Origin of the sequence: Paenibacillus terreus (assembly GCF_042138595.1) — a bacterium.
In the GTDB taxonomy this organism is placed as follows: Bacteria; Bacillota; Bacilli; order Paenibacillales; family Paenibacillaceae; genus Paenibacillus; species Paenibacillus terreus.
The window spans coordinates 68,770-88,133 of sequence record NZ_JBHIRX010000006.1 but is presented as its reverse complement, the minus strand read 5'-3'; the positions used below and the strand labels follow the sequence as shown (position 1 = coordinate 88,133).

General features: G+C 50.5%; 20 protein-coding genes. 11 read left to right on the top strand and 9 right to left on the bottom strand.

Features of this window, described 5'->3' with window-relative positions; translation table 11 throughout:
* Positions 1-21: 21 nt before the first annotated feature.
* Positions 22-171 carry a hypothetical protein gene (locus ACE5KN_RS13080; RefSeq protein ID WP_375524933.1) on the top strand — a complete coding sequence of 50 codons (150 nt, stop codon included), beginning with the start codon at positions 22-24 and terminating at the stop codon, positions 169-171.
* 103 nt (positions 172-274) lie between these two features.
* Positions 275-1,075: a hypothetical protein gene (locus ACE5KN_RS13075; protein ID WP_375524934.1), complete on the top strand. Its 801-nt coding sequence runs from the start codon at positions 275-277 to the stop codon at positions 1,073-1,075.
* A 6-nt stretch (positions 1,076-1,081) separates the two neighbouring features.
* Here ACE5KN_RS13075 and ACE5KN_RS13070 read toward each other — a convergent pair whose 3' ends face one another.
* The gene (locus tag ACE5KN_RS13070) at positions 1,082-1,879 is read right to left on the bottom strand and encodes a hypothetical protein (RefSeq protein WP_375524935.1); all 798 of its coding nucleotides are present in this window, start codon (positions 1,877-1,879) and stop codon (positions 1,082-1,084) included.
* Between the two features lie 193 nt (positions 1,880-2,072).
* Here ACE5KN_RS13070 and ACE5KN_RS13065 point away from each other — a divergent pair, with 193 nt between their 5' ends.
* From ACE5KN_RS13065 to ACE5KN_RS13040, 6 genes are all read left to right on the top strand, one after another.
* The gene (locus ACE5KN_RS13065) at positions 2,073-3,737 is read left to right on the top strand and encodes a DUF6138 family protein (protein ID WP_375524936.1); all 1,665 of its coding nucleotides are present in this window, start codon (positions 2,073-2,075) and stop codon (positions 3,735-3,737) included.
* 494 nt (positions 3,738-4,231) lie between these two features.
* Positions 4,232-5,488: an ABC transporter substrate-binding protein gene (locus tag ACE5KN_RS13060; RefSeq protein WP_375524937.1), complete on the top strand. Its 1,257-nt coding sequence runs from the start codon at positions 4,232-4,234 to the stop codon at positions 5,486-5,488.
* A 15-nt stretch (positions 5,489-5,503) separates the two neighbouring features.
* A complete protein-coding gene (locus ACE5KN_RS13055) occupies positions 5,504-6,355 on the top strand; it encodes a carbohydrate ABC transporter permease (RefSeq protein WP_375524938.1) in 852 nt (283 codons plus the stop codon).
* A 1-nt stretch (position 6,356) separates the two neighbouring features.
* Positions 6,357-7,205, top strand: coding sequence for a carbohydrate ABC transporter permease (locus ACE5KN_RS13050; RefSeq protein WP_375524939.1), 849 nt, complete (start codon positions 6,357-6,359; stop codon positions 7,203-7,205).
* A 66-nt stretch (positions 7,206-7,271) separates the two neighbouring features.
* Positions 7,272-9,362 carry a beta-galactosidase gene (locus tag ACE5KN_RS13045; RefSeq protein WP_375524940.1) on the top strand — a complete coding sequence of 697 codons (2,091 nt, stop codon included), beginning with the start codon at positions 7,272-7,274 and terminating at the stop codon, positions 9,360-9,362.
* 121 nt (positions 9,363-9,483) lie between these two features.
* On the top strand, positions 9,484-10,305 hold the full coding sequence (locus tag ACE5KN_RS13040; protein ID WP_375524941.1) for an AraC family transcriptional regulator: 822 nt from the start codon (positions 9,484-9,486) through the stop codon (positions 10,303-10,305).
* 105 nt (positions 10,306-10,410) lie between these two features.
* Here the strand turns inward: ACE5KN_RS13040 and ACE5KN_RS13035 are convergent, their stop codons facing one another.
* Positions 10,411-10,749 carry a hypothetical protein gene (locus ACE5KN_RS13035; protein ID WP_355321032.1) on the bottom strand — a complete coding sequence of 113 codons (339 nt, stop codon included), beginning with the start codon at positions 10,747-10,749 and terminating at the stop codon, positions 10,411-10,413.
* Positions 10,750-10,902: 153 nt separating this feature from the next.
* On the opposite strand from ACE5KN_RS13035, the gene ACE5KN_RS13030 reads away from it, so the two are divergent.
* Positions 10,903-11,253, top strand: a complete 351-nt coding sequence (locus tag ACE5KN_RS13030; protein ID WP_375524942.1) for a winged helix-turn-helix transcriptional regulator — start codon at positions 10,903-10,905, stop codon at positions 11,251-11,253.
* Here ACE5KN_RS13030 and ACE5KN_RS13025 read toward each other — a convergent pair.
* The 5 genes from ACE5KN_RS13025 to ACE5KN_RS13005 form a co-directional block, all read right to left on the bottom strand.
* Positions 11,237-11,800, bottom strand: a complete 564-nt coding sequence (locus ACE5KN_RS13025) for an NAD(P)H-dependent oxidoreductase (RefSeq protein ID WP_375524943.1) — start codon at positions 11,798-11,800, stop codon at positions 11,237-11,239. The two genes, ACE5KN_RS13030 and ACE5KN_RS13025, sit on opposite strands and share 17 nt — an antisense overlap.
* A 225-nt stretch (positions 11,801-12,025) precedes the next feature.
* The gene (locus ACE5KN_RS13020) at positions 12,026-13,420 is read right to left on the bottom strand and encodes an SMI1/KNR4 family protein (protein ID WP_375524944.1); all 1,395 of its coding nucleotides are present in this window, start codon (positions 13,418-13,420) and stop codon (positions 12,026-12,028) included.
* 113 nt (positions 13,421-13,533) lie between these two features.
* Entirely contained in the window at positions 13,534-14,016 is a 483-nt protein-coding gene (locus tag ACE5KN_RS13015) for a nitroreductase family protein (RefSeq protein ID WP_375524945.1), read from the bottom strand.
* A 38-nt stretch (positions 14,017-14,054) separates the two neighbouring features.
* Positions 14,055-14,624 (bottom strand): nitroreductase family protein, encoded by a 570-nt coding sequence (locus ACE5KN_RS13010; RefSeq protein WP_375524946.1) that lies wholly within the window; start codon positions 14,622-14,624, stop codon positions 14,055-14,057.
* Positions 14,625-14,794: 170 nt separating this feature from the next.
* The gene (locus ACE5KN_RS13005) at positions 14,795-15,679 is read right to left on the bottom strand and encodes a helix-turn-helix domain-containing protein (RefSeq protein WP_375524947.1); all 885 of its coding nucleotides are present in this window, start codon (positions 15,677-15,679) and stop codon (positions 14,795-14,797) included.
* Between the two features lie 180 nt (positions 15,680-15,859).
* Between ACE5KN_RS13005 and ACE5KN_RS13000 the strand changes: the two genes are divergently transcribed.
* A complete protein-coding gene (locus tag ACE5KN_RS13000; RefSeq protein WP_375524948.1) occupies positions 15,860-16,225 on the top strand; it encodes a hypothetical protein in 366 nt (121 codons plus the stop codon).
* Positions 16,226-16,339: 114 nt separating this feature from the next.
* Here ACE5KN_RS13000 and ACE5KN_RS12995 read toward each other — a convergent pair whose 3' ends face one another.
* Both ACE5KN_RS12995 and ACE5KN_RS12990 read right to left on the bottom strand, forming a co-directional pair.
* Positions 16,340-17,203 carry a sulfurtransferase gene (locus tag ACE5KN_RS12995; protein WP_375524949.1) on the bottom strand — a complete coding sequence of 288 codons (864 nt, stop codon included), beginning with the start codon at positions 17,201-17,203 and terminating at the stop codon, positions 16,340-16,342.
* Between the two features lie 76 nt (positions 17,204-17,279).
* On the bottom strand, positions 17,280-18,209 hold the full coding sequence (locus ACE5KN_RS12990; RefSeq protein WP_375524950.1) for a DMT family transporter: 930 nt from the start codon (positions 18,207-18,209) through the stop codon (positions 17,280-17,282).
* Between the two features lie 216 nt (positions 18,210-18,425).
* On the opposite strand from ACE5KN_RS12990, the gene ACE5KN_RS12985 reads away from it, so the two are divergent.
* On the top strand, positions 18,426-19,313 hold the full coding sequence (locus ACE5KN_RS12985) for a DUF8580 domain-containing lipoprotein (RefSeq protein ID WP_375533085.1): 888 nt from the start codon (positions 18,426-18,428) through the stop codon (positions 19,311-19,313).
* Positions 19,314-19,364 lie beyond the last annotated feature (51 nt).

Genomic DNA, 19,364 nt, shown 5'->3' with positions numbered 1-19,364 from the left:
GGATAAAAAGGGGGGGGCGCCTTGTACGCACAGCAAATAGAGCGCATTCTGGCCAAGCTGCAGCAGCTTGCACAGGCAGATAAGGAATACGATATTTTCGGTGCTGACGCGGTGTATTTGTTCTATTCGCGCGAGCTTCGTAAAGCCGTCATTTGCTTTGAGTATACATAAAAGTAGACGGGATTGATGGTTTAATGGCAGAAGGAAGCATAAAGAAGGAACTGGCTGAGACTTTTAAATAAGCTGCAAGAGCTGTTAGAAAGGAGGAGACAGCGTGGACACAAAAGCGAAAAAAATATTAATGCAAACGTTCTGGAGTTCGCGGGGCTGGAAAAGCGGGGGATTTACATGCCCGGACGAGGATTTTGCCTACGCCAAAAGCAAAGGGCTGATGTTCGATCCTGTGACGATGACGCATGATGAGTGTGTCGGAAGATTAAGAGAGCTTCATGAAAAGGTGCTGACCCGGGAAATGGTTGTTTTCGCCTTTATGCACAGCCTGTCCACCAGAAAAGTTCATCTGCGGAGCGCATTGTCCAGTTGGGCGCTTACCCATGATTTACCTCTGCATACCTATCAACAGAGGGGGGCGAGCCAGCCGGGCTACAGTGCCTGCGCGGACTGCAATGACCATAGGCTGATGTCGAATGAAGAGTACGTGAACGAGGATCTGAACGTGCTGAACTTTGAACGGGTGAAATGGGGAGGCGTCCGTTTAGAATGGCTGATCTATTGTCTTATGGACCTGGAGCTGCTCAGCAAAGAGGAGGAGTTAACCGTAAGCGGGGAGGATGTTGCCATCCTGCATCGAATGATTGAGGCGGTGGAAGCCTGCAGCGAGAAGGATGCCGCAAGACAGCTCGAGAAACGATGGAAGAATGTGTTCCCGTCCAATCAGCATGAACGGGACAGTGTGCTGGAAATTTGGGGATATACAGGTCTGCTGCACCCGCAGGATGATTTCCGCAAGGAACGCGGACGCGGTACGGACTTTAGGTCTGTGGCAACCTGGCGGGGGGAAGACGGCTATTCCCGGGACAAGCTGGAGTATTACTTTGGCGAGTATCTGAGATGATTTCGCTTAAGGCAGCCGGCGCTTTGCTTTCCTGGGCGCTTCAGGGCGCCATGCTACGAGCAAGCCGGCTTCGCCGAGAGTCTTGTTCAGCTCCGCAAGCTGTTCCGAGGGGGCTTCCCACATCCACATGTCATCTCCGACTTGAATCAGCGAGCCGCGTGTTTTCATGCCGAATATCCAATCCTTCAGGGCAGTGTCGCCGATCTGCAAGTGCAGATGTCTGTGGTTAAGCAAGTTGCACGGGTATACCATCCGCAGCATCTGACCGGTATAACGGGCCTGCCCTTCATACAATCCCGGTGTTTCACGGCTCCAGGCAAATCCATTTTCATTCGGAAACAGCGTGGTCAGATTATGTCCTTCCGCATAATTCAATGTGCGTATAGGGGAGGCAGCTTCATATAAAATGCCGTATGGAAATGAAAATTGTTGAGCCGCTTCTTTGAGCCACCCGGTGATAGCGGGATACAGCTCTTTCAGAGGCTTGGCAAACTGCAGCTGGATATGGGGAAAGCTGCCGAATCGGCCAGTCGCATAATGAAAGGAAGCGGACCAGGGATCGCTTACATTGCCATAGAGCCAAAAGGTGTCCGCCTCGCCATCATAAAGCTTCTCTTTCAATGCTTCAGCGGATACCTCCTCCAGATCGAAATCGCCGTCATGGTCTCCATCCTCAAGCAGCTTGTAATAGCCTCCGTCCGTTATTTTAATTACACCCATAGCATGGAAAAAGGCTTCCCCCAAGCGGAAAGCTTCGGTCGGGCTGATCGACTCGGTCTGATAAAGCGCTGCGCCTGTATACATATCTGCCTGTCCTCCGGGTTTTTATAGTTGGCATCAATGTATCATGCAAAAATAACCAGCGTCAATTGACCCTGCCGCCCATTTTTGTTATGTCCGACTAAGCCTTTAAGCTCTTTTAACAACCTTATCCAGCTACTAGAATAAAAGAAAACCGTGTGAATACAACTAATTAACTAGACAAGGGGATAGATCATTGAATCAAGCAGTCGAAGCTTTTCTGACCGATGTATGGGAGGAAGTCACCGCGATTTACGCCAAGGAAAGCAAAAGTTTCCATGAGCCGAAAAAGCCAAGCAAACTGCAGGCAGGCATCCGCGATTACCTTCAGGTGGCGTGGAGAAAAGGGAAATTCAACTGGGCTCAAGGCAGCATCCATATCGATGTTTACGAACCGTTCTCCTGGAGTGACAGCTCGTACAAAATCGATGCGGGCCCTTATATAGAAGAATTGACAGACGAGCTTCTGATTCAGGAGTTTTTCCCGGCTTTATGCAGCCGGATGGATACCCTGTTTCGGTCTGATGAGCTTGGATCCCGTTTTTTTGATTACCGCTTTGAAATCTTATTTGTATTTGAACGGGAGCAATCTGAATTGCGACTCAGCCACCACATGGTGAATGAATCGAAGCTTGCGGAGCTCAAAGAATCGCTGGATCATTTTATTCAGACGAAAATTCTGCCTGATCCTCCCGTGCTGCCGGGTGAAAATGATATGTTTTTCTTTGCACGGCATTTGACGAATCCGGATGTTATAAAGCAGGATGAAAAAGCAGTGGGGCCGCTGATTCGCCGGCTTGCGGACAAGCTTCGCAGCAACCGTAAACGATTGGACGAGTGGACAGGCCATTATACCTCGGCTTTGAACGATTGGGCGCAGGAGCATTTTCTGAATAAGCATTTTGTTCGTCCTGATGATTACTCGTCAAATTGGATATTGAAGGTGGAGTCCCAACGCCAGGCTCCGGATCCGGGGGAAATGGACTTCTTTCTCTTTGCAGCTCTGGAGATCGGCGGAAAGGAGCCGCATACGAGGCAGAAGTATCTGGAGCTCGCCGTCCAGCTCGGTTCCGGGAAAGCGGCAAATTACTTGCAGGCCGGAAGCGGGAAATTTGATAGTACTTATAAAGGAAGCCGGATGGAAGGCAGAAATAACGATGTGACACAGACGATCGAAATTCGCATTCTGTCCGAAGAAGAGCAGGCTTACGGGGAAGCGCTGGACTATCTGATCGGCCTTTTGAGAGAAGGATTTCCGAAAGGATACAAGCTGCAGCTGAAAAGCGGACAAAAGCATTTTCTCCCGTTAAAAAAGCTGGCCAAGTCGAGGCTTCATCAGTTTTTTGGCAACGCATTGCAATATCCGGCCCTGTTTCCCAAGCTTGCCGAATATGCCGAAACGGCCATGGAGGAATTTGCCTGGTACGGGGATGTGGAGCCCAGTGAAAAATCCGTCATGCCCGGTACCTATGCTGTATTTGGTCTCGGCCTGTATAGTGAGTCTTATTTCCCGCTGGTATGCCGCTATATGGAACTGGTGGATACCGAGCATCAGCTGGTACAGGACAGCTATGCGGAAGCTTTTGTTGATGCTCATGGTGTCAAGGCGGAGCAAATACCTGTGCTGGTGGCGATTTTGCTGGGAGGGAACGAGGAGGCTAGACCTGTTAAAAATATAGCGATTGACCGCCCTGAGCTCGCCGAGGCACTTGTCGAAGCGCTGAAGGATAAAAAGGACTATGAGCGTGAATTGGTGCTGTGCCGGATTTTCGGCAGCGCCCAAAAGCTCGCCAAAGCGGTCAAAAAAGGACAGCCGCCGCTCAAAAACGGGCTCGAACAGCTTTTAGCACTATTAGGATGATAAGGCGAGCCCAGTTGAAAGGGGCGAAGGAGTTGAAGAAATGAGACGTTCTCCTTTTCAACATACGAGCACAAAAGGCTGAAAACAGGGGCAAAACTTGCTCCTGTTTTTCTGTTTTAATGCAGGGATATACACGTAGCAGCGGAGAGGACGAAGCAATTACGGAAAAGCGGCAGCGTTCGCCTTTGGCACCAAATTTCAACCGCTAAAAATATAATCATCGGAAATTTGGGGTCAACAGCGATTGCAGGAATGGTTCGTTCTCGGAGCGTCTCACAACCAGTAGAAGGAGCACCTCAGGCCAATGCACCATCTAGGCTCCACTGTTGCCGAGCAGTTTCAGATTTTTATATTCAATCATCATTTTGTTACATTTTGATTCGGGTGTAACCGCTTTACAATTAGCTGTATCGGCCAATGCAACCCGGCCTGCACCACAGAATAAGGCAGGCTGAGGATATGCCATACACAGAATAAGATTGGGGGTCGTTTCATTGAAAAGGTTAGGAGCTTTGGTCAGCTGTCTTCTGACAGCGGTATTGCTGCTAAGCGCCTGCGGGACGGGCTCGGGAGCCCGGGATCAGGCGTTGACGATATGGGCAACGAATGTCAACGTTCCTATATTGCAGAAGGCGGCGGAATTATATGCAAAGGATCATCCCGGCTTTAAGCTGAATGTCGTGGAAATGGCAAACGATGATATCCGTTCCAAGGTTACGATCGGGCTGCAGGCGAAGGGGCAGGGGCTGCCGGATGCGGCGCTGCTTGTTGACGACGGGATACACGGGTATCTGGAGAAGTTTCCGGATGTATTCGTCAATTTGTCGGCCAAAGGCTTTGATGAGTACCGCAGCCAATTTCCGGGCTATAAAGTGGATAGCGTATCTTTGAACGGTGATATGTATGCGTTTCCCTTTGATGCAGGTCCGGTAGGGGTCTTCTATCGGACGGATCTGTTCGAGCAGGCAGGTGTGGATGCTTCCCGGATTCATACCTGGGCGGATTACATTGAAGCAGGCAAAAAAATCAGGCAGGCAACAGGCGCGTCCATGCTGAGCTATGATTCGACCGATTCCACGGTGTTTACGATTCTGCTCAGTCAGCAGGGGCTTGGCTATTTTGATGAGCAGGGAAATGCAACACTGGGGACTCCACAGGCGCAGAATGTTGCTTCTTTGTTCTCAGAGCTAAAAAAGAACGGTCTGCTGATCGGCTCGCCAGGCTGGAATGCATGGGTAACGTCTCTGTCCTCCAGTCAATCAGCTACGGCCATCACGGGAGCATGGCTGATCGGAACGCTTCAGCAGCAGCTTCCGGATCAAAGCGGAAAATGGGGCGTCATGCCGTTGCCGGCATTTGAAGAAGGAGGCAGCCAATCTGCCAATCAAGGGGGAAGCTCCTTTGTCATTTCCCGGACCAGTCCGCGTGCTGATGAAGCTTATGAATTCCTGAAATATTTTACGACCAGCTTTGAAATGCAAGAGCTGGCCATGGAAGGCGGCTTGTTCCCTAGCTATCTGCCGACTTATGAGTCCAAACTGTTCTCCGAGCCTGTCGAATATTTTGCAGGCAAGCCGGTATGGACCTTCTTTGCGGACGAGATGTCGAAAATTCCTTCGGTTCTGTATACCGCCAATGATATTTTTGCGCGCAACGAAGCGATCAAGGTGCAGGCGGAGGTTACCAATGGCATGGACCCGGCTGCTTCGCTGCAGGGTGCTGCAACAAGAATCGAGAACCGAGTTCAGTAAAGGAGGCAGTTATAGATGAAGCAGCATAAATTTGCACCATACCTGTTTTTGACGCCAGCGATCATCCTGTTTCTGGCTTTTACCGTCTATCCTATTTTGTCCTCGCTGCTGCTCAGCTTTCAGCGGCTGGACGGCGGGCAGTATCACTTTGTCGGTTTATCCAATTACAGCCGTTTGCTTCATGATTCCGTGTTTTTGAAAGCGCTTTGGAACACCTTTATCATTTTCATATTCGAGGTTCCAATCATGCTGCTGCTGGCGCTCATTCTGGCGAACGGGCTGAACAGCAAGCTGCTCAGGGCCAGGGGACTGTTCCGGGTCGGATTTTTTCTGCCGTCCGTAACATCGCTGGTTGCCTATTCCATTTTGTTTTCGATCATTTTGCAGGATACGGGAATTATGAATGCTTTTCTCGGCTTGTTCGGCATTCACCCTATTTCCTGGCTGTCCAATCCGGTGTGGGCCAAGGTGTCCATTATTTTGGCGATGACCTGGAGATGGACGGGCTACAACATGGTCATCTATTTGGCGGCCATGCAAAATATTACGGAGGATCTGTATGAAGCCGCTTCGCTGGATGGAGCAGGGAAGATCCGGCAGTTCTTCAGTGTGACGGTGCCGCAGCTGAAGCCAGTCATTCTGTTTACAGCGGTTATTTCAACCATTTCCACCCTGCAGCTGTTTGATGAGCCGTATAACCTGACGAATGGCGGTCCGGCAGACGCAACGATGACGCTTGGCCTGTACATTTACCAGAACGGTTTCCAATATTTCGACTTTGGTTATGCCTCGGCGATCGCTTATGTGGTGGTCATCATTATGGCGCTACTGTCCTGGCTGCAGATGAAAGTGACGGGGGAGGATTGACATGAAGACAGAAGCCGCTCTTGGAAAAGGCATGCTGAAATCCGGCAGCGTGATCGGACTGTATGCTGTACTGATTATATTTTTGCTGATTTCGATCTTTCCGTTCTACTGGATGTTTGTCGGTTCCACCAACGAGACGGGGAAAATGTTCACGAACCCGCCCACGTTATCGTTTGGCAGCCAATTGCTTGTGAATTTGCAAAATTTGAACGAATCCATCGGCATATATCGGGTATTGTTCAACTCTTTATTTGTATCATTGGTTTATGTTGTTTTGGCCCTGCTGGTTTGCTCCCTGGCAGCTTACGCGCTGTCCAAATTTAACTTCAGGGGCAGAAACCTGATTTTCACCGTATTTATGCTGTCGATGATGATTCCTTATCAAGCCTTGGTCATTCCGCAGTTCCGGTTGATGGCTGAGCTGAATTTGCTGAATACCTATTTTGCGCTGATTGTGCCGCAGCTTTGCTATCCATTCGCCATTTTTCTGATGCGGCAAAATTTCTTGAGCTTCCCGACTGCGCTGATGGAAGCGGGACGGATCGACGGCGCGGGTGAACTGCGAACCTTGATCTCCATTGTGCTTCCTTCGATGAAGCCGGCGCTGGCTGCAACGGCCATCTACCTGTTCATGATGCAGTGGAATAACTTCCTGTGGCCGCTCATGGCCACCTATACGAACGACATGTTCACCTTCCCGGTGGCGCTGTCCAGTCTGGTGGGCTTTTCGACGATTGATTACGGTCAGGTCATGGTCGGCATTACGATTGCCACCATTCCGATCATTGTATTTTTCCTGGCTCTGCAAAAGCACTTCGTTGCCGGCATGCTGGGCAGCGCGGTGAAGTAAGCTGGTACAGATCAAGAGGATTTGTCAAATACTCCATAATTTAAATTGAGAGGAGAACACATCATAATGACCAAAAAATATGCCCCGTTCCATCCGGCGGTGACAGGCCTGCTGCACGGAGGGGACTATAACCCGGATCAATGGCTTGATTACCCCGAAATTATCCAGGAGGATTACCGGCTGATGAAGCTGGCGAACTGCAACGCTTTTACGCTGAACGTATTCGGCTGGAGCGCGATCGAGCCGGAGGAAGGCAGATATGAGTTTGGCTGGCTGGACCGGATCATGGATGATCTGGCGGCCAGAAATATGAAGGTAATTCTGGCAACTCCGAGCGGTGCCAGACCGGCATGGATGTCCGCCAAGTACCCGGAGGTGCTGCGGGTGGAGGGCAACCGGCAGCGGAATCTGCACGGACTGCGCCATAATCACTGCTTTACCTCTCCTGTTTACCGTGAGAAAACAAGGGAGATCAATACTAAGCTCGCCGAGCGGTACAAGGATCATCCTGCACTGATTTTGTGGCATATTTCCAATGAATTCGGCGGAGAGTGCCACTGCGGATTGTGCCAGGAGGCCTTCCGCGGATGGCTGAAGCAGAAATATGAAACGCTCGACAAGCTGAACCATGCCTGGTGGACCGGCTTCTGGAGCCACAGATTCTCCGCTTGGGAGCAGATCGAATCCCCGGCACCGCACGGCGAGAATCAGGTGCATGGCCATAATCTGGATTGGCGGCGTTTTGTGACGGATCAGACGATTGATTTCTACCGCAACGAGATCGCTCCCCTGCGTGAAATTACGCCGGATATTCCAGTAACGACCAATTTTATGGGCAATTACCCCCATATGAGTCCGTTCCTTGGCCTCGACTATGCCAAGTTCGGCAAGGAGGTGGACGTCGTTTCCTGGGACAGCTATCCGGCCTGGCACAGCGATTTTCAGCAAACCGCCGATCTGGCGGCAGACGTCGCTTTTGTGCATGATATTTACCGCTCCATGAAAGGCGGGCAGCCGTTCCTTGTCATGGAGAATACGCCATCCCTGGTGAACTGGCATAATGTGAACAAGCTGAAGCGGCCCGGAATGCATGCTTTATCTGCTGTACAGTCCCTGGCTCACGGCGCCGACTCCATTTTGTATTTTCAGTGGCGTAAAGGCAGAGGCGCTTCCGAGAAATTCCACGGGGCTGTGGTGGACCACAGCGGGCATGAGCATACGCGCGTATTCCGGGAAGTGGCCGAAGTGGGCGATATGCTGCAGAAGCTCGGAGAAATCCGCGGGACTTCGGTGGAGCCCGAGGTAGCCTTGATTTATGACTGGGAAAATCAATGGGCGATGGATGACGCGCAGGCGCTCAAGCCAAGGGAGAAGGGTTATATCGCTACCTGCCAGACCCACTACAAGGCGTTCTGGAAACGTGGCATTCCCGTGGATATCATCGACATGGACAGGGATTTTTCCGGATATAAGCTGCTCATCGCCCCAATGCTTTATATGGTCCGTCCGGGGGTAGCGGAAAGACTGGAGCAATTTGTGCAGCAGGGAGGAACACTTGTTGTCACCTACTGGAGCGGTATTGTGGATGAGAATGATCTGACCTTCCTGGGCGGGTTCCCGGGACCGCTGCGCAAGCTGCTTGGCATCTGGGCCGAGGAAATCGATACACTGTATGAAACGGACCGGAACAGCATCCGCTTCCATCAGAACGGGCTTGGGTTGGAAGGAGCCTATGAAGCTGGAGAATACTGCGAGGTGATCCATGCCGAAACCGCTAAGGTGCTGGCCGAGTATGAGCAGGATTACTACAAGGGATCTCCTGCGCTGACGATCAACACATTCGGACAGGGTGCAGCTTATTATATCGCCTCTCGGAATGAAGCACGCTTCCAAGATGAATTCTATGGCAAGCTGGTGGGGCAGCTCGGAATTGGGCAGGCTCTGGATATGGAGGTTCCGGAAGGAATCAGTGTGCAGCAGCGTTCCGACGGAGAGCATGATTATATCTTTATCATGAATTTTGCGGACAGCGCCAAGCAGGTAAAGCTGCCTGATGGCCAATTCCAGGATTTGCTGGATCAAACCGGGCGTTCAGGTGAACCTCTTGAACTCCCCGCCTACGGATATGCGGTTTTAAAGCGAGATGCAATCCGGTAAAATAGAATAAGCCTGAACTGTCAGCCTGTTCCATAGTGAGCAGGCTTTTCGGTTTGATGATTGGACTTGCTTCTCTATTACACAAGTACAAGACAAGCTTAAGGAGGAGGCAGGAGCGGCCTTGAAGAAGATCAGATATACGTTTTCCGGACAGGAGAAGCCTCTGCCCTTATTTGTGGAGAGCATTGGCTACAATCCGCAGGAAGAGGATTTTGCACGGCCTGAAGGATATCCTTATTTTCACTGGCTGCAGACCGTCGAGGGAGAGGGGGTATTCTCCTTTTCCGGCGAGGAGTACACCCTTGGCAAAGGCGCAGGCATTCTGCTGATGCCATTTACGGAGCATTCCTATTACAGCACGGGAGAAGCCTGGTCTACGCTGTATGTCACGTTCGGAGGAGCTTCTGCCGACAGCATTTTGAATGCGCTTGAGATTGGGGCGTCGAAGGTATATACCGAGTCGGAGGAGTTTCCCTTTTCCGGGCTCATATGGCGTATGCTGAAAAAGATCGGCAAAGGTGCGGAGTTTTCCAGGCTGGATGCATCCGAGGAGCTGTACCGTTTTTTAATCATGCTGAAAAAATACGGCAAGACGGAAAACCAGCCGTCGCTATCTCACTATTACGACCGGATCAGGCCGGTTGTGGAGTGGCTTGAGAGCGAGTATGCGGAAAATATCGGGCTGCAGGAAATGTCCCGGCAAGCAGGCGTGAGCCCACAGCATCTCAGCCATTTGTTCCGTGAGACATTTAACATGAGCCCTTATGCTTTTTTGATTCAGCTGCGCATCCGTGAGGCCAAAAAGCTGCTGGTTGCAAGGCCCGAGCTGCCGCTGAAGGAGGTTGCTAGCAAGGTAGGCTTCCATGATGTAAGCCACTTTGTGGCGACGTTTAAGAAAATCGAGCAGATTACGCCGAGCAAGTACCGCGGCTTGTTCAATTAGCAGGCTTGATGGGAGCATGCTGAACCATGAAAATGACCTGCAAAAACCGATTCGTGTGGAATGGGTTTCTGCAGGTCATTTTGCTTGTCCATTTTTTGTGCAACTTCAGTCCGTATACAAGGCTCTTTTCATCTGCACGATTTTGGTGCCGGCGATATGATTGCATTTTGGCACATGCCGCTTCAGGAAAGGAACGACATCCTCCTGATAATCCCCAACCCTTTTGTCCGGACTTTGCTCGGGGATATTGAGGATAAAGCGGGCCAGCACCCGGGCCTCCAGCGTCCAGTTGGCGGGGTTGCGCACAGGCTTGTCGATGGAGACGATCTGCTCTGTGACAATTTCATTCTGCAAATGCAGCAGCTCATTTTTTATATATTGTTCATAGTCCTCCTCGTGAGGCACTCTTATCAAGCATTCTGCGTAGGTGATGACTTCAATCACGGCTAACCGTCCCCCTGTGTCTGATTCCCTCCTATTATACAATAATTGAGGCAAGATGTTGAAAGGGCAGTGATCTTGCTTTACTTTCATTGAGATGGGGCAACGGTTTGTTGTAAAGTTATCCATATACTGACCTGAAGGAGGGTGTAAATAATGTCCGAAACCTGTGCTCCTAGTGGCGTGAAATTGAAAGACACCGGCTTTGGATATACGTTGTCCTTAATCGGCGGCAAATATAAAATGATCATTTTGTATTGGCTGTATGAAAATAAAGTGATGCGGTTTAATGAGCTCCAGCGGAGCATCGGCACCATTTCCTTTAAAACGCTAAGCATGATGCTAAAAGAAATGGAGGCAGACGGCCTGATCGTACGCAGGGAATTTCCGCAGGTGCCTCCAAAGGTTGAATATTCATTGTCTGAACGTGGTCTTTCTCTCATGCCGGTGTTGAACATGATGTGCGACTGGGGAGAGGAGAACATGCTGGTTACAGACTGTCAATAAAATTTAAATAAGCTTGTGCGCTTTTGTCCAATTGGCTGGCAGGTGTTTCATTTTCTGCACCAGGCACGTTCTCGCCAGGATCACCTTCTGTCCCATAAAACGCAAAATACGAACGGTAATCCGCATCACAGTATCGGAAGGTCGTTTCAAAGGGAGATAACAGCTGCTCAAGGGTATAGCGGAACCGCCCCGCTTCACTATAATTTTCTTTTTTTGCGCCAGCAGATACTGCCAAAGCGGTTTTGCGGTTCTTTAGTTTATCGCCTCCGTTTGAACCATAAGCCCAGCCATACGTAAAGACATCGTCAAGCCATTTTTTTAAGAGGGGCGGGCAGTTAAACCAGTAGACAGGGAACTGCAACACAAGATTGTCATGTGATTCAATGAGCTGCTGTTCTTTTTCCACATCGATGTTTCCGTCAGGGTAGGCCTTATGCAGCTCATGCACCGTATACTTTTCCGGGTGTTTGTGGAGCTCTTCCACCCAGTGTTTGTTTATGACGGATTCTTCCATGTTAGGATGGGTAACAATAACAAGAGTTTTCAACGATTTGTCCTCCTTGCAGATGATGTATGTCATGAGTATAAAAGGCTGATCGCAGTTATGTAAGTATGCACTTTTAGTTCAGCTACTTTCCTAAAGGTTAGTGTTGACAGAAAGGGATCGGCTCGAAAGGGATTGGCTCATAAGTAAAAGCCCGCGACTGACGCGGGCTTTCGTTCGTGCTCTTATCCAGCAATGGATAAGCTTCTATTTCGGTTACTAAATAAGCTAGTCGATCAGATTTTCCAGAGCCCTGATCACTTCCGCTTTAGCCTGATCTGTGAAGCGGAGCTGGCCGTTTTCCTGTACAATCCGCCCTTCACGCTTGCGCTGGTCCAGCCAGTCGGTAATCCAGCTTGGAGCATAGCCGCCTTGGCCGAATTCGCCGCCGAATGCAATCATTTTTGGATAGACATCCAGGTACTGCTGACGGCTGGTATCCGGATAACACTTCGTGTACAGCCAAAACTGCACATCATACATCAGATACGATCGTTCGTCTGCATGAAAGGAAAAATGGCCTTTTTCTTCGACGATGCGGGTACAGATTTTGCGGATTTTTTGTTCAATTTGTTCCACTTCGGTGACTTGGGCACACAGTTCCGCCAGCAGGGGAGAGAACTTCCCATGGGCTACTTTATGTAAATCAGCTTCTTTGTCTTCCGTGGAGGTGTCGTATTCCTCTTCATTCACCAGGCCCCTGATAAACTCCTCGAAATTTTCGGCCAGAAAGGTGATTTCATAATCGTCCTCCTGATCCACATGAATGACCTCCGGCTCGCCTTCCGGGCCGCATGCCCGGTAGTCCAGCATCACCACGTCATGGCCTGCCGAAGGACAGTCGCAGATGACAACCCCAATGTCGGGGTAGCCCCATTCTTCAATCATAAAACGGCTGCCAAGGTCCCCGCAGAGCGAATAGCTTTTCTCCCGTCCAATGCCCAGAATGCCTGTGATGGCCATATGATCTTCGGCCCAGGAGGTCGCTTCTTCTGTCGGAAAGCAGGTATTCTTCGGTATCCCGCCGTTCTGTTGTTTCATTAAAGCAATATACGAGGCGGGCAGCTTATATCCCAGCTCTTTCTCGACGGATGCGATCATTTCATCCGTTGGCGGCTCGGAGACATAGGACTCCCTGGCATACTGGCTGCCCTCCCAGAAATCCGAAAGTGACATTCCCGCAAAAGGAACATCGTTCGCGGCCGAATCGTAAGAGGCTGATGCCGCTGCTGCCCGTTTAGCCGCCAACCGCTGCTCCTGTCTGCGCTGCTTCTCCGCTTTTTGCCGGCTCCATTTTAACAGCAGCCCGGTATCCTCGTCGCCAGGCTCAAGGCTGTCTGCCATGCCGAACGCACGCGCCGCTTCTTCATACCTTTTCAAATAATAAAGAGCAAAGCCGACCCGGTAATGCCATTTGGGATCTTTCTTGCCTTCTGCAGCGATTCTGTCGAATTGCTGAAGCGCTTTATCGTACTGTCCCAGGTTGTTATAAGCTCTGGCCAATCGGCTGATCGTCTCATAATCCCGGTCGTTCTCGGGGATTGCCAGTAGGGTGTTTACAATCTGCTGATGCTCATCATCCTCGTGCCATTGGTTCAATTGCTCGATAAGTTTTTGCTCCATAGCTGCCCCCGTAATGTCAGAATGATCTGAGAGATTGGTATAGTTACCCTGATTATACCAAATGGAGGGCGTATGAAAACGATAATAGGAATCTTGGCGGAAGCTCAGACTCTTCAGAGCCTGCTCCAATTCAGATCAACAGGCATGGGAGGTACAGCCCCCGGCTGCTCAACCCCAAAGCCGAGCTCCAGCACGGCCGTAATTCTTTCTTTCTCCATTACGCCAAGCCTCCGGCATGCTGCACTGTCATACATCCATTCACGGAATATGACGTTAACGCCCAGTCCCCGTTCGTAGGCGAGCAGTTGAAAGTTTTGCACGAGACAAAAGACGGCAGCTGTATTTTCACTTTGTTTATACGGGTCGTTGTCATTCTGGCTGACGATGATTAAATGTGCCCCCGGCTCATGACTGAGCCATTCCATCTTCTTCGCTTCGTTGCGCGGGACAAAAATAAACCGCCACGGCTCTCTGAGCCTGTGGTTGGGAGCCCATACGGCATGGTTGAGCAGCTTCAGCACCAGCTCCTCCGGCACCGGTTGATGATCCGGTCCAAGTCTGCTCAGCTCTGCAATGTTGCGGTCCAACAGTTTCACTTGGCCTCATCCTCCTTAAAATTTGGTGTGTGGCGGAATTATGATTCGCCGATGACCGTCCAACGCTGCTCGGCAGGTGTTCGCGGACGCCCTTTGGGAGCCTTGTCAAAATGTCCGAGCAGTATAATGCCCACAAACCGCTCATCCTCCTGCATGCCGATGTTTCCAAAAAATAATTCATTTTGAAGAAAAGGCTCGGTTCTCCAGGTCATTCCCAGCCCCTGCTCCCATGCAAGCAGCTGAAAATTTTGCAGAATACGGCATACCGTTCCGTAGGTTGCGTCATCCTTTAGCGGCTCTCTTTCTCTTTTGGCAAGAACAATAATATAGGCGGGCACCTCACTAAAGTGCTTTTGATAGGGCTTGAGCAGCGGCCCCAGCGCAAATTTGGCGATTTTATTGTCCGTAATCTTCTCCAATAAATAACCCGTAAGCCGCTCTCTTTCTTCGGGGGAGCCTGCATATATATAGCGCCAGCGCGCTTTTCCTTCATAAGGGCACAACTGCTCTGCCTTCATTAAAAGCTGTATCACCAGCTCCTGTGAAACAGGGCTGCCGTTAAATTTCCGAATGGTTCTCCGTTCCCGGATTAATTGCTCAAGACTCATAGGCTGATCCTCCTTCTGAGCACCATACTAGTGATAACCATTCTCACCGTCAATGAGGAACAGGAAAGTGCCATAAGAAGTCCGGTTATTTTGTTGCTTTGTCCTGAAAACCAGCAAAAAACCACCCTCCGCATCGGAAAGCCGTGTGCGAAAGGGCGGTTATACATGCGTCAGCCCTGTCTGCGAAAGGCGGTTGGAGACAGGCCCACATTTTTTTTGAATAAGCGTCCAAAGTAGGAAGGATCGTGAAAGCCCAGATGATGCGCAATTTCATCGACTGTTGAGGAGGAGTATCGCAGCAGGCGTTTGGCTTCAAGAAGCTGGCGCTCGCGCAGCACTTCGCCAGCCGATTTCCCTAATGTTTTTTTGACCGATTCAATCAGGTGGCTGGTGGTGACATGAAGCATGGACGCATAGTCGGACACACTGTTCACGGTGCGAAAATGGGACTCCACGAGGGACAGATACTGCTTGGTCAGCCTGAAGCCTGCTTCTTCCCGGTGGCCTTGCTGCCACTGATCATGAATTCGTCCTGCTTCAATCAGCAATAACCGGATATAGCTGCGGACGGCATCGGTTTGGTCCTTGCGCTCCTTCGCCAGCTCCCGTTCCAGCAGGCGGAACAGCTCGTTGAATACGGAAGCATGATCAGGGCTTATATTATAGAACGGATTATCACCCATTAGATTCAATAGAGACGTTTGCAACCAGCCTGCATGATCCAGTTGGTGCCCGGCAATGAGGTCTTTTGAGAAGATGAGCAGATAACCGTCGAACGCCATGCCGATCTCTTTGGCGATCCAGCCGTGGATTTGACCTGGAGCAATAAGACTCAGGGTGTTAGGGGAAAAGCTGTAGCTTTGAAAATCAATTTGAACCTTGCCGTGTCCTTCCATAATCCAGAATAATTCATAGCAGTCATGACGGTGCAAGTCGTAGAGCTCAGGCTCATCGCCATGCATCTCCTGGTTAAGCCGCAGCAGCCGGAAGTCGCCGGTCTCCAGCGAAGGGGCGGGAATGACGGGAATGTTTTTGCGTTTGCCTGTTGCTCGCACAGGAGTTCCTCCTTTTGCATATTTCTGAGCGGTTTCTCGACCTGGAGTTGCCCCCTAGTATATCATGGTAGTTGCGGGAACAGCTAATTGGATACCTTTTTTTGATTACTTAGCAAAGACATATCAGTGGATGTCTGCAAAGTTGCGATGTAAAGGGTCTAAAAAGATAGGAGGGTATAGATGCAGTTTTTCTCATATGATCTAGGTTTTTTCCCGCTTGATTGGGAGTTGTGTTTTTTAGATATAGATGAGTACAAAGCAAAACTAGAGCAGAAGTACCAGAAAAAAGAAGATTTCTATAAAAATTCCGCAGTAGATCTTACGGACATATTCACTCGAATCGATGAACTGCTGAAGGCTGCTCAGGATCATTGGAACAAGCAATTCCCTTATCAAAATGAGTTGCGTTGTCCACCCATGATCTCTGCTCTTCCCAAGGGAGATCATACAAACGGCGCAGTTTTTTGCATTGTTCTAAAACGTGATGAAGATGGGGATACCATTGTTTATTCACAAGTTCCGCTGCCTCATTTAGAGGGGCAATAAATTCTGTGAATAATTGGGGTGTCTCGTCAACCAAATGACTCTGAGTATAAAAATACACCGCCCAATTCTCAAAGCTGAGGGCGGTGTATCATCATCATATACTTTGTACTGCTTCTACTCTTCCCCGGTCGCTACCGGATTCTCCTCATAGCTAATCCAGTCACTCCAACTGCCTGCATACAGCTTCACATTGTTAAACCCAGCCCGCTTTAATCCCAGCACGTTCGGACAGGCCGATACACCGGAGCCGCAGTACACGATGATTTCGGCATCCTTATCCAACCCACTGAAGTGCTGCTCCAGCTGCTCCTTGCTCTTCAGGCTGCCGTCCTCGTTCACGACATCCTTCCAGAAAAAGTTGATCGCGCCCGGAATATGGCCTGCCTTCTTGTCCAGCGGTTCTTCCAGGCCGAGATAGCGGCGGTGATCCCTGGAGTCGATCAGGATGGGGGAGCCTGCCGGGAGCTTGTCGTCCGGTCCCGCCTGGCTGGATACCTCGCGCACATCTTCCATCTGTACCAGCATTTCCGGCTTCACTTGAGCTGCAAATGTTGCAGGAACAACAATGGGCCGTTCCTGTGTCACCGGATATTGGGCCTGCTTCCAGGCCGTGAAGTCCTGCTCCAGCACATAGACATTCTCATGCCCAAGATAGGTCAGCATCCACCAGACCCGGGACGCATTCATACCGTTGTTGTCGTCGTAAATGACAACCCGGCTGTCCCGGTTGATCCCGGCCTGTCCGAACGTGCGGCTCATCGCTTCCACATCCGGCAGCGGATGCCGTCCGCCGTGCTCGGTCACAGGTGCGGACAGGTCTTTGTCCAGATTCAGATAAACTGCGCGGGGAATGTGCTCTTCAAGATACTTTTGCTCTCCCGCTGCAGTATCGTTCAGCCAGAAGCGGCAGTCCACGATGACCAGGTCCGGTTCATATAACCGGGCCAGCAGCCACTTGATCGGTACGGTATGTAGCATGTTCTCATCTCCTTTTAATAGTTTAAGCATACCAAGTGGATGGTTATTGTAAAGAAGCTTTTTTGAAAAAAGAGTCCTACCCCGCCTCGCTCAGTTTAGCGTCACCAGCAGCACTTACAGACTTCTTAAAGTCACTTCCAAACCGGATAAACATCCATACTCCACATAGAATGAGCATGCCCGCCAGCAGCTGCACGCCCGTCAGCCTTTCATGCAGCAGCATCCAGGCTAGGATGGAGGAGATGACAGGCTCGCCGAGCACGGCCATGGATACGGCTGTCGCATTGATATATTTCAACAGCCAGTTGAAGAGGTAGTGCCCGAACAGGGTCGGAACGATGGCCAGCAGCAGGAACAGTCCCCATTCACGCCAGGCATAACCGGTAAATGCAAACCCGTTGCCGACATTGTACAAAGCCATCGAGCTGGCGGCTATGGCGAATACCCAGAAGTTGTATACATAGGCGCTTATGGATTCCCGCAGATGCTTGCCAATCAGCATATGAGCCGCGACGGCAATGGTCCCCAGCAAGGACAGGAAGTCACCCAGCAGGGCGTTTCCCGAGGCGCGGAAATCTCCAGCTCCGATGGCGATGGAGCCAACAACGGCAAGGGACATGCCGATGATCATCATCCGGTTGGCCCGTATGCGGAAGAGCCAGAACGATCCGAGCATGACAAGAATCGGTTCAAGCGTTAGAATAACGGTAGAGCTGGCAACCGTGGTCAAGCGCAGGGAATTCATCCAGAACAAAAAATGCAGTCCGAGCATGATTCCAGATCCGGCCATCAGCAGCCACTGCCTGCCTGTCAGCCTGAACAGCTCATGGCGGTATTTCCATACCAGCGGCAGCATAAGCAGATTCGTCAGGTACAATCGGTACATGGCGATGACGGAGACCTCCGCCTCCGACCATCTTATAAAAATGGAAGAAAACGAAATGGCGATAATGCCGATGACGTAGAGGAGCTCCAGAGAGTAGAACGATTTCTGATGGGTATTCATTTTGCATCTCCGTGAATTCAGATTAAAAAACGGGTAAGAATGGTGTGTCAGACAAAATATCATTATACCTGACCGCCGGCAGGTGTGGAATAACCCTGAACCAAATTCACGTATTAGCGAGCAAAAGACCTTTCCGCTTAAGGGCGGGGATGCAAGCAATTGAGAAGAGGAACTTTTCCAGCCAATTGTCGTCTAAATAATGTGGAGGTGTTACTTTTGATAAAAAAACGAATGATCTATGCAGCAGCGCTTGCTTCCGTAATGGCTCTTATTCTGTCTGCCTGCGGCGGCAAGCAGGTCAGTCCGCCGGCTAATAATACGCCAGCCGCCAACACTCCGGCTCCGGAGCAGAACGAACCGGCTGCCCAGACACCGGAGACGCATACCGGTACAGGGGTGTATAACGGACAGGCCGATCCTCATACTGTGGAAATTGAAGTAGACGGTGAACCCACTGCATACCAGCTTGGCGAAGGTGTGGACGCAGAGGTTGCTCAATTGAATGAAGGGGATGCCGTTTCTTTTGAGTATACGGAAGAACCGATTGAAGGAGATACAGCCAAGCAGCTTACCATCACTAAAATTACGAAAACAGGGGATGCCGCTTCACATGGTGGCAATGATTCCGCACAAGGCGGACAAGGCAGCGCACGTCCTGCGACTGCAACGTTCGAGGTGAATCTGGAGGGAACGAAGGAGGAGCGCACGGCTGAGCTGGCACAGGGAGACGGCTACTCGCTGTACGTGTTCGATATGATGTCCTTTTTCCCGGACCAGAACAGGGTTGCCATGGCGGTAGACGATAATTACTATGCGGAGATTTCCAAGCTGCCATCCGACTTTAAGCTCGATACACTGGAGAAAGAAGGCAAGGAAGAGCTGGCGGCAACAGGTAAAGTGGAGAAGGCTGAAGGGTCAGATATTCCTGCTGATCTTAAAGGCGCCAAATTATTCCTCTCCGCTGCCGGCAACGGCGTAACTCAGAAATACATCGTACTGGAGAATGAGGGACAGGGCTTTGCGGTTAAAGTCAATGCCCCGCAGGGAGATGCGCTGGAAGGCTTTATGGGGCATATTTACAAGACGCTGAACACACTGCAATAAAGTTTTTATGAAGCGGCGGAAAACCGCTGTTCATAAGTGAGTGTTCAAAAA